Origin of the sequence: Caulobacter sp. UC70_42 (genome assembly GCF_044056025.1) — a bacterium.
Lineage (GTDB): Bacteria > Pseudomonadota > Alphaproteobacteria > Caulobacterales > Caulobacteraceae > Caulobacter.
Genome location: NZ_CP171994.1, coordinates 4,872,860 through 4,886,606, shown reverse-complemented (window position 1 = coordinate 4,886,606; position 13,747 = coordinate 4,872,860). Strand labels below are relative to the sequence as shown.

Below are 13,747 nucleotides of genomic sequence, written 5' to 3'. Positions count from 1 at the left end.
CAAGGATCAGGCGTCATAGGGACGGTCGTCCCCTGGATCGACCGGCGGCGAGGTTGGGGGCTCCTCGACGGGGACGACACCCGGCTCATACTCGGGCGGTTTGGGCTCGGGCGGGGGCGGGGCGTCTGGGTCGGTCACTGGCGTCGTTTCCTGCGCGTTCCGGTGAAGTAACCAGCGAAGACGCTTTCGGTTCACCGTGAGTTCGCACTAATTACGCCGCACAGGGACAAGCGCCCGTTCGAGGAGTCGCCGGAGAATGGCCCGCAAGCCCAAACAGTTGGTGAGCCGCGCCGCGTCGCACTGGCGTCTAGCCGCCGCCCAAGGCGTCGGGATCGCTGTGTGGCTGACGGCGAAATATTTGGGCGCGCCGCATGCCGCGCACCTTCTTCTGGGCTGGGACGCCGCGGCGGCCGTGTATCTGCTGACGACATGGACGCTTTTTCTGAAGGCCGACGAGGCCAAGGTGCGCTCGCGCGCCGCCCAGGAGGACGAGGGCGTCCCCATTCTGCTGCTGATCGTCCTGGCCGCCATCGCCGCCAGCCTGTGGGCGGTGGTCGACGCCATGATCGCGGCCAAACACGCCTCGGGCGACACAAAGGCCTTCGTGACCGCCTGCGCCGGCGCGACCCTGGTGCTGTCGTGGCTGGTGCTGCAGTCGGCCTTCGTTCTGCACTACGCCCACCGCAATTTCGGCGACGGGTCCGGCAAGCCGGGCATTGAGTTCCCAGGAGAACAACCGACCGGCTACATGGACTTCGCCTATCTGGCTTTCAGCGTCGGGGCCACGTTCCAGGTGTCGGACAACAGCATCCTGACCTCGAAGCTGCGCAAGCTGGTGACGGCCCACGCGGCCGCCGCCTATTTCTACAACACCGCCATCCTGGCGCTGGGGATCAACATCATCGCCAGCCTGGTCGGAAGCTAGCCGCGCCGGCCGCCGCCCGGACCGCCTCGGCCGCCGCCGCGTCCGCCCATCGGGCCGCCCTTGCCGCCGCCCGGACCCGCGCCGGGGCGCAGGCCGCCCTGGACCGGCGTCTTGGGCAGTTCGGCCAGCTTCAGCAGGCCGTCCTTGTCGGTGTCGAGCAGGGCGAAGCGGGTCTTGGCCGCCTTGGTCGCCTCGTCCTTGGTGATCCGTCGGTCGAAATTGCCGTCGGCGGCCATGACCGGCTCGGGTTCGGCGATCAGGCCGAACAGCGAGGCGCCTTGCAGGACGTTCGTCCTCTGCGGACGGCGGCGGCCGGGCGCCATGTCGTCGTCGCTCGGACCGTCTTGCTGACCCTCGGCAACGCCCAGGCCGCGCGGACCGCGCCGCATCCCGCCGGGGGCCGCGCCGCCGATGATCTCGGGCGCGATGTGTTGCTCGTAGGCCGCCACCTCGAACCCGTCGATGACGCCATTGTGGTCGGTGTCGACCACACCGAAGAAGCGCAGGGAGTCGGCCACGAACTCGTCGCGGCTCAGGGCGCCGTCATGGTTGGCGTCGGCGCCTTCGAACCAAACGGAGACTGGGTAGGGCGCGCCGGGCGGGGCGCGAAAGGGCTCGCCGGCCGGGCTGATGAACAGTTGCGGACCGGCCATCGGCGCGCCGTCTCCCTCGCCGGTCGGGCCGCCGCGTCCGCCAGGACCACGATGGCCTTCCGAACGTTCCGGCGGCGCGCTGGCGCAGGCGGCCAGGGTGGCGACGAGGACGGCCGTCAGGCCAAGCGAGCGAAATGTCATCCGGCAAATCTCCATCCAGCCAAGCTTTGAAGCCTGTTGGGATGTCGCCGTGATGTCAGGCGCGCGCTCGGCCTTGCGCCGCCGCAACAAAGCCGTCCGTTTCCGCCGTATTTGCTAGGCTGGAAGCCGCACGCTGGCCCGCAGGCCGCCACCTGGACGGTTGACCAGCATGACGTCGCCGCCGTGGGCGCGGGCCAGAGAGCGGACGACCGCCAGACCCAGCCCGTTGCCGCCCGTCTCGCGGTTGCGCGAGGGTTCGCCGCGATAGAAGGGCTCGAACACCCGCTCCAGCTCGCCTTGCGGCACGCCCGGACCGTCGTCGTCGATCTCGATGATCGCCATGCCGTCCTCGGCATAGACCCGTCCGCGGGCTCGCACACCGTATTTCAGGGCGTTCTCGACCAGATTGGCGACCAGGCGCTTGAGAGCCACCGGATCGCCCTCGATGACGGTCTTCTCGGTCCGTTCGACCGTGGCGTCGCCGCCTGTCTCGGCGGCCTCGTCGATGACGCTCTCGACCAGGGAGGACAGCTCGAGCTTGGTGCGTTCGGCTGGGCGCTGGGTGTCGCGCACGAAGCCCAGGGTGGCGGCGATCATCGCCTCCATCTGGTCGATGTCGGCGGCCAGCTTGGGCCGGATGTCGTCCGGCACGGCCTCGATGCGGAACTTCAGGCGGGTGAGGGGGGTGCGCAGATCGTGGGCGATGGCCCCGACCATGGCGGTGCGGTCCTCGACATAGCGGCGCAGGCGCTCCTGCATCATGTTGAAGGCCGTGGCGGCGGCGACCACCTCGCCCGAGCCGGAGATGCTCAGCGGCGGGGTGCGCGGATCCTTGCCCAGGCGCTCGGCGGCGTCGGCGAAGGCGGTGATCGGCTGGGCCAGGCGGCGGGCGAACAGCCAGGCCAGCGGCGTCACGGCGATCACCGACAGCAACAGGATCAGCAGCACGCGCTGCTGCCAGCTGTCGAAGCGGAAGGTCGGCTTGGGCTCGACCACCAGCCAGCGACCGTCGCTCTGGCGCACGCCCAGCTTGAAGTCGCCAAAGATCAGGGGCTCGTCGACGCCCTTGCCGCGCGCGCCTGGCGGACCACCAGGCCCCCCGGGGCCGCCGCCCTCGCGGGCGAACGGTTCGCGGGCGCCGGGACCGCGAGGAGGCTCATCGGGCTTGGGCGGCGTCACGGGCGTGCGGCGCACGAAGAAGCGCGGACCATTGTCGATCTGCAGCTCGATACGGTTCACCGGCACGTCGACGGCGCGGCTGATATCGGTCTTGAAGTCGACGCGGCGCGGCGTGTCCTGGCCCATCGGGTGCAGGGTGACGCGCTGTTTGATCACCAGCAGACGGCCGTCGCGCGGTTGCACCGGCTGGCCGGTCTTCAGGGCGCGCGCGATCTCGCTGGACCGATAGAACTCCGGCGGCGGCGGCGGCAGGGTGAAGATGACCGCGATCGCGATCAGCTGGGCCGCCACCAGGGTGACGATCACCAGCCCCAGGGCCTGGACGAACAGCGGCGCGCCGCGCCGGAAGAGGGTCATGGGGTGCGGACGACCTTGGCGGTGAACATATAGCCTTCGCTGCGGATGGTGCGGATCAGTTCGCTGCCGCCGCCGTCGTCCAGTTTCCGGCGCAGGCGGCTGATCTGGACGTCTATGGCGCGGTCATAGGCGTCGCTGTCGCGGCCGCGCGCCAGGTCCAGCAGCTGGTCGCGGGTCAGGACCCGCTGGGGCCGCTCGACGAAGGCGCGCAGCAACGAGAACTCGCCGCTGGACAGATTGACCACCACCGACTGCGGCGAGCGCAGTTCGCGCCGGACGAGGTCCAGGCGCCAGCCGGCGAACTCGCAGGCCGCGCCCATGGCGTCGTCGACCGCGCGCGGCTCCTGCCGGCGGCGCAGCACGGCGCGGGACGCGGGCCAGCAGCTCGCGCGGATTGCAGGGCTTGGGCAGATAGTCGTCGGCGCCCAGCTCCAGGCCGACGATTCGGTCGGTGTCCTCGCCCATGGCCGACAGCATGATGATCGCGGGGCCGTCACTGGTCGAGGACAGGCGGCGGCAGATGGCCAGGCCGTCCTCGCCGGGCAGCATGATGTCCAGCACGACGAGGTCGACCGGCCCGCGCGCCAGGACCTGCTCCATGGTGCGGGCGTCCTGGGCCGTCTCGACGGCGTAACCGTGGCGGCTGAGAAAATCGGAGACGACGTCGCGGATGCCGGGATCGTCGTCGACGATGAGGATGCGCGGCGCCGCCCCGCGCTGGGCGTCGGCGTCGCTCTGGGCGGTGCTTTGGACGTTTTCCATGCGATTTCCTGTCACGCCCCCGTCACGTTCAGATTTCACGGCTGAAACAGCGACGCAACCCGGTCATGCGATCCAATGTCGCACCGGCGGCGCGTCATCCCCCACCCGACGCGCCGGCGGCAAGAGATCCGGCCCGTCCTCCCCCCCTTGAACGGGTCGGATCTCCTCAGCCCGGCGAATGGTTCTTTGGAGCCTGGTAGGCCGCGCCTTGCGCCTGCATCGCCGCCACCACTCGATCGCCCACGAACGGATTGTTCCGCCGCTCGGCCCCGAAGGTCGACATCGGTCCATGGCCAGGCACGAACCGCACGTCCTCGCCCAGCGGCCAGAGCTTATGGGTGATCGAGTCGATCAGATCCTGGTGATTGCCCAGCGGGAAATCCGTCCGGCCGATCGAGCCCTGGAACAGCACGTCGCCGACCTGGGCGAATTTGGTGTCGCGATGGAAAAACACCACGTGCCCCGGCGTGTGACCCGGGCAGTGGAAGACCTCGAACTCGGTCTCGCCCAGCGTGACCTTGTCGCCGTCGTCCAGCCATCGGTCGGTGACGAAGATCCGCGCCTCGGGCATGCCGTACTGCTCGCCGGACTGCTGGATGCGGTCGATCCAGAACTGGTCGTCCTTGTGCGGGCCCTCGATCGGGACGCCCGTGCGGGCCTTCAGCTCGGCCGCGCCGCCAGCGTGGTCCATGTGACCGTGGGTGATCCAGATCTTCTCCAGGGTCAGGCCTTTATCGGCGATGGCCTTGAGCAGGCGGTCGACTTCGCCGCCCGGATCGATCACCGCGGCCTTCAGCGTCTTCGTGCACCAGACGATCGTGCAGTTCTGCTGCAGCGGCGTGACCGGGGCGATCACGGCGGCGATGGGCATGGACGCTTGGGTCATCGAGGCGACCTCCAAAAGAAAAGGGCGGGAGCCGAAGCGCCCGCCCTTCCTGACCTAAAGCCTAGCGGCCGAAGATCAAGAACGCTCTTCCTTCGAACCGGGGGCCGGAGCGCCCGGCATCGGGGCGACGCCCGTGGCCGGCGCGTTCGGATCCAGTTCCGGAACGTCGAACAGGCCGCGGCCGACGTGGCTCTTGCGGTAGCCGTAGGCGAAGTAGATCACCAGGCCCAGGGCGCCCCAGACGGGCAGCACCATCATCGCCTCGAACGGCAGGTTGAAGTACAGCACGGCGCAGCCGATCAGGGCGATCGGCGCGACGACCCAGACGAACGGGGTGCGGAACGGACGGTGACGGGTGGGATCCTTCTTGCGCAGGACCATCACCGCGATCGCCACCATGAAGAAGGCGAACAGCGTGCCCGAGTTCGAGATGTCGGCCAGCTGACCGACCGGGAAGAACGCGGCGGCCAGGGCCACGAACAGGCCCGTGAAGATGGTCACGATGTGAGGTGTCTTGAACTTGGGATGGATGGCGGCCAGCTTTTCCGGCAACAGGCCGTCGCGCGCCATGACGAAGAAGATCCGGGTCTGACCGTAGATCATCATCAGGATGACCGAGGGCAGGGCGAGGTTGGCCGCCAGGCCCAGCAGGTTGCCGACGAGCGGGAAGTTGATCTGGCGCAGCACATGGGCCAGGGCCTCGTTGGAGCAGACCAGCACCTCCTTGTTGGCGGGCAGGGCGCAGGCGGCGACGAAGGCGGCCGAGCCGGGCTGCACGGCCGAGCCGTCAGCGCCGAGCACGGGCTGAGCGCCCATGGCGCCGATCGCGCCGGCGGCGACCAGCAGATAGAAGATCGTGCAGATGGCCAGCGAGCCGATCAGGCCAATCGGGACGTTGCGCTGCGGGTTCTTGGTCTCCTCGGCGGCGGTCGACACCGCGTCGAAGCCCACATAGGCGAAGAAGATCGACGCGGCCGCGCCGACGATGCCCATGCCGGTGGTGCCGGCCGGGCCGAACCAACCGTTCGGGGCGAAGGGCGAGAAGTTGCCGGTCTTGAGGACCGGCAGGGCGAGGGCGATGAACACCGTCAGGGCGGTCACCTTGATGGCCACCAGGGCGGCGTTCACGGTGGCGCTTTCGGTCGTGCCGACGACCAGCAGGGACGTCACGGCCAGCGCCACGACGATGGCGGGCACATTGACGATGCCGTGGCTGAAGTCGGCGACCGGCATCCAGCCGTTCATCGACCACGCGGGGCCTTGCCTTAGGAGCTCGGGCCACTGGAAGCCGAGCGCGTTTTCAATCAAGCCGAGGAAGTATCCTGACCAACCGGCGGAGACGGCGCTGGCGGCGACCGCGTATTCCAGGATCAGCGCCCAGCCGACCATCCAGGCCAGCAGTTCGCCCATGACGGCGTACGAATAGGTGTAGGCCGAGCCCGAGACGGGCACCATCGAGGCCAGTTCGGAATAGCAGAGCGCGGCGAAGGCGCAGACGGCGCCGGCGATCACGAAGGACCACATCATGCCCGGGCCGGCCTTCTGGGCGGCGGCGGCGGTCAGAACGAAGATGCCCGTACCGATAATCGCGCCCACACCCAGCAGCGTCAGCTGCACGGGACCAAGCGAGCGGTGAAGGGATTTTTTCTCAGCCGTCGCTAGGATCGCATCAAGCGATTTTACGCGCCACATAGTTCCTCCTGATAGGCAAAACTCCCCCCGGGGGGTCGCCTTTAGAAAATTTTGCGGACCGTGACCCGTTTATGAGCATGGGGTCAAGGTCGAGCAACGGAAGCGCGTAAATGTTCTCCGCGAGCCTGGCTAGTCCAGGCCTGCTTGGCGACGGGGGCCGCGCCAGCTAAAGCGGGCGCGATGTTGCCCATTTTCGAGGCCCTTCCCGCGCTGAAAGGCGCCCTCGCCGAACGGGAGACCGCCGTTCTCGTCGCGCCGCCGGGCGCGGGCAAGACCACGGCCGTTCCTCTTGCGCTACTGGACGAGCCCTGGACGCAAGGCCGCAAGATCATCGTCCTGGAGCCTCGCCGCCTGGCCGCGCGCGCCGCCGCCGCGCGCATGGCCGCGAACCTCGGCGAATCCGTGGGCGAGACGGTCGGCTTCCGGGTGCGCCTGCAGTCCAAGGTCTCGGCCAGGACGCGGATCGAGGTCGTCACCGAAGGCGTCTTTACCCGGATGATTCTCGACGACCCGGGCCTGGACGGCGTCGCGGCCGTGCTGTTCGACGAGTTCCACGAACGCAGCCTGGACGCCGACCTTGGCCTGGCCTTCGCGCGCGACGTCCAGAGCGTGCTGCGCGACGACCTGCGCCTGCTGGTCATGTCGGCGACCCTCGATGGGGCGCGGATCTCGGCTCTGCTGGGCGAGGCGCCGGTGATCGAGAGCCAGGGACGGATGTTCCCGGTCGACACCCGGTATCTTGGCCGCGACGACCGTCAGCGCCTGGAGGAACGCGTCGGCCGCGCGGTCGAACGCGCCTTGGCGGAGGAGAGCGGCAGCGTGCTGGTTTTCCTGCCGGGCCAGGGCGAAATCCGCCGCGCCGAGAGCTGGTTGAACGAGCGCCTCCGTCGGCCGGATGTCGACGTCGCGCCGCTTTACGGCGCGCTGGAGCCGGCCGTGCAGGACCGCGCCATCGCCGCCGCGCCAGCGGGACGCCGCAAGGTGGTGCTGGCGACCTCGATCGCCGAGACCAGCCTGACCATCGAGGGCGTCCGGGTGGTCATCGACGCCGGCCTGGCCCGCGTGCCGCGCTACGATCCGGCCTCGGGCATCACCCGGCTGGACACCGTTCGCGTCAGCCGCGCCGCCGCCGACCAGCGCCGGGGCCGCGCCGGACGGACCGAGCCGGGCGTCTGCTACCGCCTTTGGGATCAGCCGGAGACCCGCTCGCTGCCGGCCTTCGCGCGTCCCGAGATTCTGGAGGCCGACCTGTCGCGCCTAGCCCTGGACCTGGCCCGCTGGGGCGCGCGCGACCCTTCTGGGCTCACATTTCTGGATCCCCCGCCCGCCGCCGCCTTCGCCGAAGCGCGAACCTTGCTGAACCGCATCCAGGCGCTGGACGGGCAGGGGGGATCTGACCGCTCACGGCAAGGCTCTGGCCGAGATGCCGCTGCCGCCCCGCCTGGCGCACATGGTCGTCCGCGCCGCCGCCTCGGGCCAGGCGCGAGAGGCCGCCGAGATCGCCGCCGTGCTGACCGAACAGGGTCTTGGCGGCAAGGACGTCGACCTGCGTCGGCGGCTGGAAAACCTGCATCGCGACCGCTCGCCGCGCGCCCGCGACGCCATGGCCCTGGTCGAGCGCTGGAGCCGTGCGGCGGGCAGAGCGTCTGGCGCGAAGGTGATGGAAACCGGCCTGATGCTAGCCGAGGCCTATCCCGAGCGGGTGGCCAAGGCGCGCGGCAAGCCGGGCGAGTTCCAGCTGGCCGGCGGGCGGGGGGTCTATCTCGAGCCGACCGATCCGTTGGCCCGCGAGCCTTGGCTGGCCGTGGGCGAGCTGGGCGGCGGTGACAGCCGCGACCGCATCCTGCTGGCCGCCGCCGTCGACGAGGCCGAGCTGCGCGAGACCTTCGCCGACCGGCTGCTGGCCGAGGATCGCCTGGAGACCACGGGCGGCAAGGTCCGCGCCAAACGCCTCCTGCGCCTAGGCCGCCTGGTGTTGGAAGAGCGCCTGATCGAGAACCCCGACCCGGCCATGATCTCCGGCGCGCTGATGGACCAGGTCCGCGCCGATGGTCTCTCCGGACTGCGCCTGGGGCATGGGATCGAGGGCTTCCGCAGCCGGGTCGCCTTCCTGCGCGCCTTGGATGGCGAAGCCTGGCCCGACCTTTCCGACGCCGCCCTGATCGCGCGTCTGGACGAATGGCTGGAGCCGCTGCTGCATGGCCGCTCGTCCCTGGCCAGCGTCGACGAGAACAGCCTGGACGGCGCGATCCGCGCGCTGGTTCCCTGGGACCTGCAGCAGAAGGTCGACGCCATGCTGCCGGCCCGCTTCAAGGCTCCGACCGGCACCACCGTGGCCATCGACTACGCCGCCGAGGCCGGCCCGCGCATCGACATCCGGGTGCAGGAGCTGTTCGGCCTGACCGAGCACCCCAGCATCGCCGGCGGCAAGGTCCCGCTGGTGCTGTCGCTGCTGTCGCCCGGCAACAAGCCGATCCAGATCACCCGCGACCTGCAGGGCTTCTGGAAGGGCTCGTGGCGCGAGGTGAAGATCGAGATGAAGGGTCGCTACCCTCGCCACGTCTGGCCCGATGACCCGGCGAACGCGGCGCCGACGACGCGGGCGAAGCCGCGGGGGACGTGAAGACTCGCCCCCCTCCGCGCTTCGCGCTCCTCCCCCGGAGGGGGAAGAAGGATCACCTTCCGCCCGCCTTTGGGGGCGGACGACCGCGAAGCGGTCAGGTGGGGGAGTATCGCTACTCCTACCCCGTCACCGTGTAGATCATGATCCCTGTGGCCACCGACAGGTTCAGGCTGTCGGCGCGGCCGCGCATGGGGATCTTGACGTTGACGTCGCAGGCGGCGGCCAGTTCGGGCGGCAGGCCCTGTTGTTCGTTGCCCATCAGGATCAGCGACGGCTTCACATAGTCGGCTGACTTGTGGTCGACGGTGGCGGTCAGCAGGGTGCCGACCACGCTGCCGGGCCAGGTTTCGCGCCAGGCCAGGAACTCGGGGATGGTGGCCTTGGCGATCTTCACGGCGAAGATCGAGCCCATGGTCGCCCGCACGCCCTCGACCGAATAGGGGTCGACGCAGTCGCCGACCAGAATCACACCGCCGCAGCCGGCCGCGTCGGCGGTGCGGATGACGGTGCCCAGATTGCCGGGATCGCGGACGGCCTGCATGGCCACCCAGCAGGGGGCGCTTTCGGGCACGATGGTCGATAGCGAGGTGAAGACTTGGCGGAAGACGGCGACGACCGCTTGGGGATTGTCGCGGCGCGAGACCTTCTCGAGGATTTCGCGATTGACCTCAATGACTTCGCCGCCAGCCTTCAGGCACGCGGCGACGGCCTTCTTCAGCATCGGATGGTCTGCGGCGTCCGGGCCGTACATGACGATCTTGGGCGCGTGGCCGCAGTCGATCGCCTCGATGACGATCTTCAGACCCTCGGCCAGGAACAGGCCGCTCTCTTCCCGCTCCTTGCGCATGTGCAGGGCGCGGACGGCCTTGACGGTGTTGTTGGTCAGGGAGGTGACGGTCTTGGCGTTCATGTCCCTTATCCCTCGGACGACCAGCGGGCGAAGAACGACAGGCCGATCTGGCGGTCGCCCTTCTCCTCGACCAGGGACAGCTCGCCCCAGTCGATGACGCCGCCGCGCCCCTCCAACTCCTGGGCCAGCAGGCCCGACATGGCCGCGCCCGACACGCGGGCGGCATAGGCGTTCATCAACAGGAACGAGGCGTCCTCGCTGAGCAGCTGTGCGCAGTCCCTGGTCAGGGCGGCCAGGTCCTCGAACAGCCGCCAGACTTCGCCATCGGCGCCACGCCCGAACTTGGGCGGGTCCAGGATGATGCCGTCGTACTTGTTGCCGCGTCTGACCTCGCGGGCCACGAACTTGCGGGCGTCCTCGACGATCCAGCGGATCGGCTTGTCGGCGAGGCCGGCGAAGGCGGCGTTCTCGCGGGCGAAGCCGACCGACTTCTTGGAAGCGTCGACATGGGTGACGGCCGCGCCGGCGGCGGCGCAGACCAGCGAGGCCACGCCGGTATAGCCGAACAGAATTCAGCACCTTGGGCTGAGGTCCCGAGCCTTTTGAGAGCGCGCGGACGCGTTCGTCCTGCCAGGCCCAGTTGGCGGCCTGTTCGGGAAAGAAGGCCAGGTGCCGGAAGGGCGTGAACTGGCCGTGGAACTTCGCTTCGCCCCAGGCCAGGTCGAACTTCTCGATCGGCTTGCCGTTGAAGCGCCAGCGACCGGCCTCGTCCTCGTCGGTGGGGTCGAAGACGGCGTCTGCGTTTTCCCAGACCCTGGCCGGCAGGCGCGGCTCCCAGAAGCACTGCGGCTCGGGACGCACGACCGTGTAGCGGCCATAGCGCTCCAGCTTCTTGCCGTGACCGCTGTCCAGCAGGGCGTAGTCGGCCCAGCCGGTGGTGCGCATGACGATGGGGGCGGGAGCAATCTTCGGAGCCATCGCCCGCCCATACCGCCTTACGGCCCCAAAGGTCCAGTGTGGTGGGGGCCCGAGTGGCCGCCGGAACGCGGGGCGTGCAGGGTCTTGTCCCAGCGATGCGGCGCCGTGACGAACTGGTAGAGCGCTTTCATTCCCGCCAGGCTCTGCAGCGGCCAATAGAACACCATGCCGAACAGATGCAGCGACTTGGGCCTCGCCCGCGTCCGCATGACTCCGCGCGCGCCGGCGATGGCGGACGCGCCCCAGCCCAGGGCGTAGAGCGTCAGGTCCGCCGACGCTATGGTGAGGCGGGCGTCCGGCCAGAAGTCGATCGCGGCCAGCACGACCATCGCCGCCATGATCGGGCCGTGCAGGTGCGAGGAGGCGACCGACTGAGCCAGGGTCAGCGCCAGGGCCACGGCGTTGCGCGGTTGGCCGGGGACGGGGCCGCGCAGGCAGACGGCGATGGTCTGCACTTGACTCCCCTATTTTCACACGGCATCCCGACGACAGTTCATCAAACGGTTGGGAGACTGGTGATGGATAGAAATGTCTACGAAAGCATACAGCTACGCGCGTTGGTCTTCGGGCCGTCAGCGTGAGGGGCATACCCTCAAACGACAGATAGAGGCGGCCCAGAAATACGCGGCTGACCACGACCTCGACCTCGATACGTCCATGGTCGATGACGCCGTTTCCGCTTACCGGGGCAAGAACCGGCTGAAAGGCGCGCTAGGTCGGTTCAAGGAGGCCATCGAGAAGGGACAAGTACCGGTCGGGAGCTATTTCCTGATCGACAGCTATGACCGGTTCTCGCGCGAGAAAACCAACATTGCGGTCCAATCGCTGCTGGAAATCGTGAACGCTGGCGTCAACGTCGTGACGCTATCAAACCAATACGTGTTCAGCCGGGACGGCGATGCGGTGACCAACCTTGTGTTGGCGACAGTCGAATTCGAACGGGCACACCGCGAAAGCGCAGAAAAGGGCCGAAAGGTCAAAGCGGCTCACGACGAAAGCAAGGACGTTGCCCGGAAGGGCGGTCGGAAGTGGACCCCGCTTGCGCCCGCTTGGATGAACGTCACGGTCGTCGGCACCGGCAAGGCCCGGACTCATCTTTACGAGCCCATCCCTGAGCGGGTCGACCTTGTTCAGGAGATGTTCGACAAGTTCGAGGCCGGGATGACGACGCGATCCATTGCGCGCGATTTCAACACCCGCAACCCTCCCGTTCCGACGAACTACCAGTATCAGCGCATGACCAAGCCTCAGCGTCTCAACGGAGACGACCGGGTTCGCAAAGACAAGGGGGAATGGTCGTCCGATACGATCACGACAGTTCTCGCGAACCGGGCCGTTCTTGGCGAGCATCAGCCGATGACAACCGACCCGAATTCGCCGCGTGGCCGTCGCACGGATGGTGAGCCGATCCCCGGCTACTACGGTAACCCGATCATCGACGAAGCCCAGTTCCTTCGGGTTCAGGCCATGCTCGCGGCCCGGAAGCGGGCACCGCGCGTCCGTGGGTCGCTGGAGTACAACAACCTGTTCATTCAGCTTGGCGTCTGCGGTGAATGCGGGAAGACGTTCAGCCTCCACAGCAATTGGAACTCTGACCCTCGCAAGCGGACGCCGCGTTTGCGGTGTGTGGCGGCTCAGTCGGGAGGTCGATGCACCAACAAGGGGCGGTTGCCTTACCCGCCCCTAGAAGCGGCGTTCCTGAGCCACGTGACGGATTTCGAAATCCCGAACGCCAAGCCGACGCTGAACGCTGACCAGCAGGAACTAGCGCTTGCCCGCCTCAAACACGACGACCTTGAGGCTCGATGCCGCAAGATGAGCCTCCAACTGTTCGAGGCCGACAGCGTGAACCCGTTCCTTCGCCAAACGCTGGACGAGAAAACCGCCGAAGTCGGCGCGCTCGCCGAGCGCATCAAGGAACTGGAAGCGCTCGTTGGATCAGCTTCGACCATGCCGAAGCCGACCGATCACGTCGCCAACATCGTCAGCCTTCGCGAACGTCTCGACGCGGCTGAAGGGGAGGCGAAGTACGCGCTGCGGGCGAACATCGCCCACAACATCCGGGCCGTGGTCGAGAAGATGATTTTCAACCCGGACGGCTCCGTCATGGTGTTCGTGAAGGGGCTGGAAGCCTTCTACCTGTTCAAGGACGGCGAGTTCATCGGCAAGGCGGACGACAAGGTGATGAGCCTCGTTCGTCGTGCGGCGGAAGCGGGTGGCCACAAGCCGGAAGACGTCATTCGTCGGACGAAGCGCGGGAGCACCGAGTTCATCCTTGGCCCGGCGAAACGCAAGACAGCCTAGACGAAAAAGCCCCCGGACCATGGGCAGGACCGGGGGCGGCAATTCTATAGGAGCGGATGTTTGAACCCGATGGCTTTCAGGTCCGATAGTATTTAGCCGCTGAGGCATTTGGTGATGTGGACCATGGCAGCTTGAACGTCCGGGTAGTCGGGACGGGTAGGGCCATCATAGACGAGCCAATTCACGACCATCTTGGCGCCTTCGATGTACGGGCGCCGTTCGTCAGCTTTCGGACCTGACTTCGGGTAGATTTCCGCCATACGAATTTGGTCGTCTATGTAGGCGTGCCACTCGCGCTTGGTGGTGAACGAACAAGCCTCGACGTCGGCCTTGATGCCCTTCGTCCAACTCATGGCTACTTGGCCTTCTTGGCCTTCGCAGGGGGCCGGTTCGGGTT

Annotated in this window: 9 protein-coding genes and 3 pseudogenes; 3 read left to right on the top strand and 9 right to left on the bottom strand. The window is 67.9% G+C overall.

All coding sequences use genetic code 11. From position 1 onward, the window contains the following. Window positions 1-6: 6 nt before the first annotated feature. Window positions 7-138: a hypothetical protein gene (locus ACHMW8_RS24610; RefSeq protein WP_125157400.1), complete on the bottom strand. Its 132-nt coding sequence runs from the start codon at window positions 136-138 to the stop codon at window positions 7-9. 118 nt (window positions 139-256) lie between these two features. Here ACHMW8_RS24610 and ACHMW8_RS24605 point away from each other — a divergent pair, with 118 nt between their 5' ends. Continuing rightward, window positions 257-925, top strand: a complete 669-nt coding sequence (locus ACHMW8_RS24605) for a DUF1345 domain-containing protein (RefSeq protein WP_125157401.1) — start codon at window positions 257-259, stop codon at window positions 923-925. On the opposite strand, the gene ACHMW8_RS24600 is transcribed toward ACHMW8_RS24605, so the two are convergent. The 5 genes and pseudogenes from ACHMW8_RS24600 to ACHMW8_RS24580 all read right to left on the bottom strand — a co-directional run bounded on the left by ACHMW8_RS24600 (window position 922) and on the right by ACHMW8_RS24580 (window position 6,595). Beyond that, a complete protein-coding gene (locus ACHMW8_RS24600) occupies window positions 922-1,719 on the bottom strand; it encodes a hypothetical protein (protein ID WP_125157402.1) in 798 nt (265 codons plus the stop codon). The genes ACHMW8_RS24605 and ACHMW8_RS24600 overlap by 4 nt on opposite strands. Before the next feature lie 114 nt (window positions 1,720-1,833). Then, entirely contained in the window at window positions 1,834-3,255 is a 1,422-nt protein-coding gene (locus tag ACHMW8_RS24595) for an ATP-binding protein (protein WP_395444071.1), read from the bottom strand. Further along, a pseudogene (locus ACHMW8_RS24590) lies at window positions 3,252-4,017 on the bottom strand (response regulator). The gene ACHMW8_RS24595 and the pseudogene ACHMW8_RS24590 overlap by 4 nt, the downstream one beginning before the upstream one ends. A 166-nt stretch (window positions 4,018-4,183) precedes the next feature. Next, window positions 4,184-4,903 (bottom strand): MBL fold metallo-hydrolase, encoded by a 720-nt coding sequence (locus ACHMW8_RS24585; RefSeq protein WP_125157405.1) that lies wholly within the window; start codon window positions 4,901-4,903, stop codon window positions 4,184-4,186. Window positions 4,904-4,978: 75 nt separating this feature from the next. Further along, a complete protein-coding gene (locus ACHMW8_RS24580) occupies window positions 4,979-6,595 on the bottom strand; it encodes an amino acid permease (protein WP_125157406.1) in 1,617 nt (538 codons plus the stop codon). Window positions 6,596-6,775: 180 nt separating this feature from the next. On the opposite strand from ACHMW8_RS24580, the pseudogene hrpB reads away from it, so the two are divergent. Next, window positions 6,776-9,218, top strand: a pseudogene (gene hrpB / locus ACHMW8_RS24575) (ATP-dependent helicase HrpB). 118 nt (window positions 9,219-9,336) lie between these two features. On the opposite strand, the gene ACHMW8_RS24570 reads toward hrpB, so the two are convergent. From ACHMW8_RS24570 to ACHMW8_RS24560, 3 genes and pseudogenes are all read right to left on the bottom strand, one after another. After that, the gene (locus ACHMW8_RS24570; RefSeq protein WP_395444070.1) at window positions 9,337-10,128 is read right to left on the bottom strand and encodes a TrmH family RNA methyltransferase; all 792 of its coding nucleotides are present in this window, start codon (window positions 10,126-10,128) and stop codon (window positions 9,337-9,339) included. 5 nt (window positions 10,129-10,133) lie between these two features. After that, window positions 10,134-11,046: pseudogene (locus ACHMW8_RS24565) on the bottom strand (class I SAM-dependent methyltransferase). A gap of 17 nt (window positions 11,047-11,063) precedes the next feature. After that, the gene (locus ACHMW8_RS24560; RefSeq protein ID WP_395444069.1) at window positions 11,064-11,501 is read right to left on the bottom strand and encodes a hypothetical protein; all 438 of its coding nucleotides are present in this window, start codon (window positions 11,499-11,501) and stop codon (window positions 11,064-11,066) included. A gap of 73 nt (window positions 11,502-11,574) precedes the next feature. On the opposite strand from ACHMW8_RS24560, the gene ACHMW8_RS24555 reads away from it, so the two are divergent. Then, window positions 11,575-13,350, top strand: a complete 1,776-nt coding sequence (locus ACHMW8_RS24555; protein WP_395444068.1) for a recombinase family protein — start codon at window positions 11,575-11,577, stop codon at window positions 13,348-13,350. Window positions 13,351-13,747 lie beyond the last annotated feature (397 nt).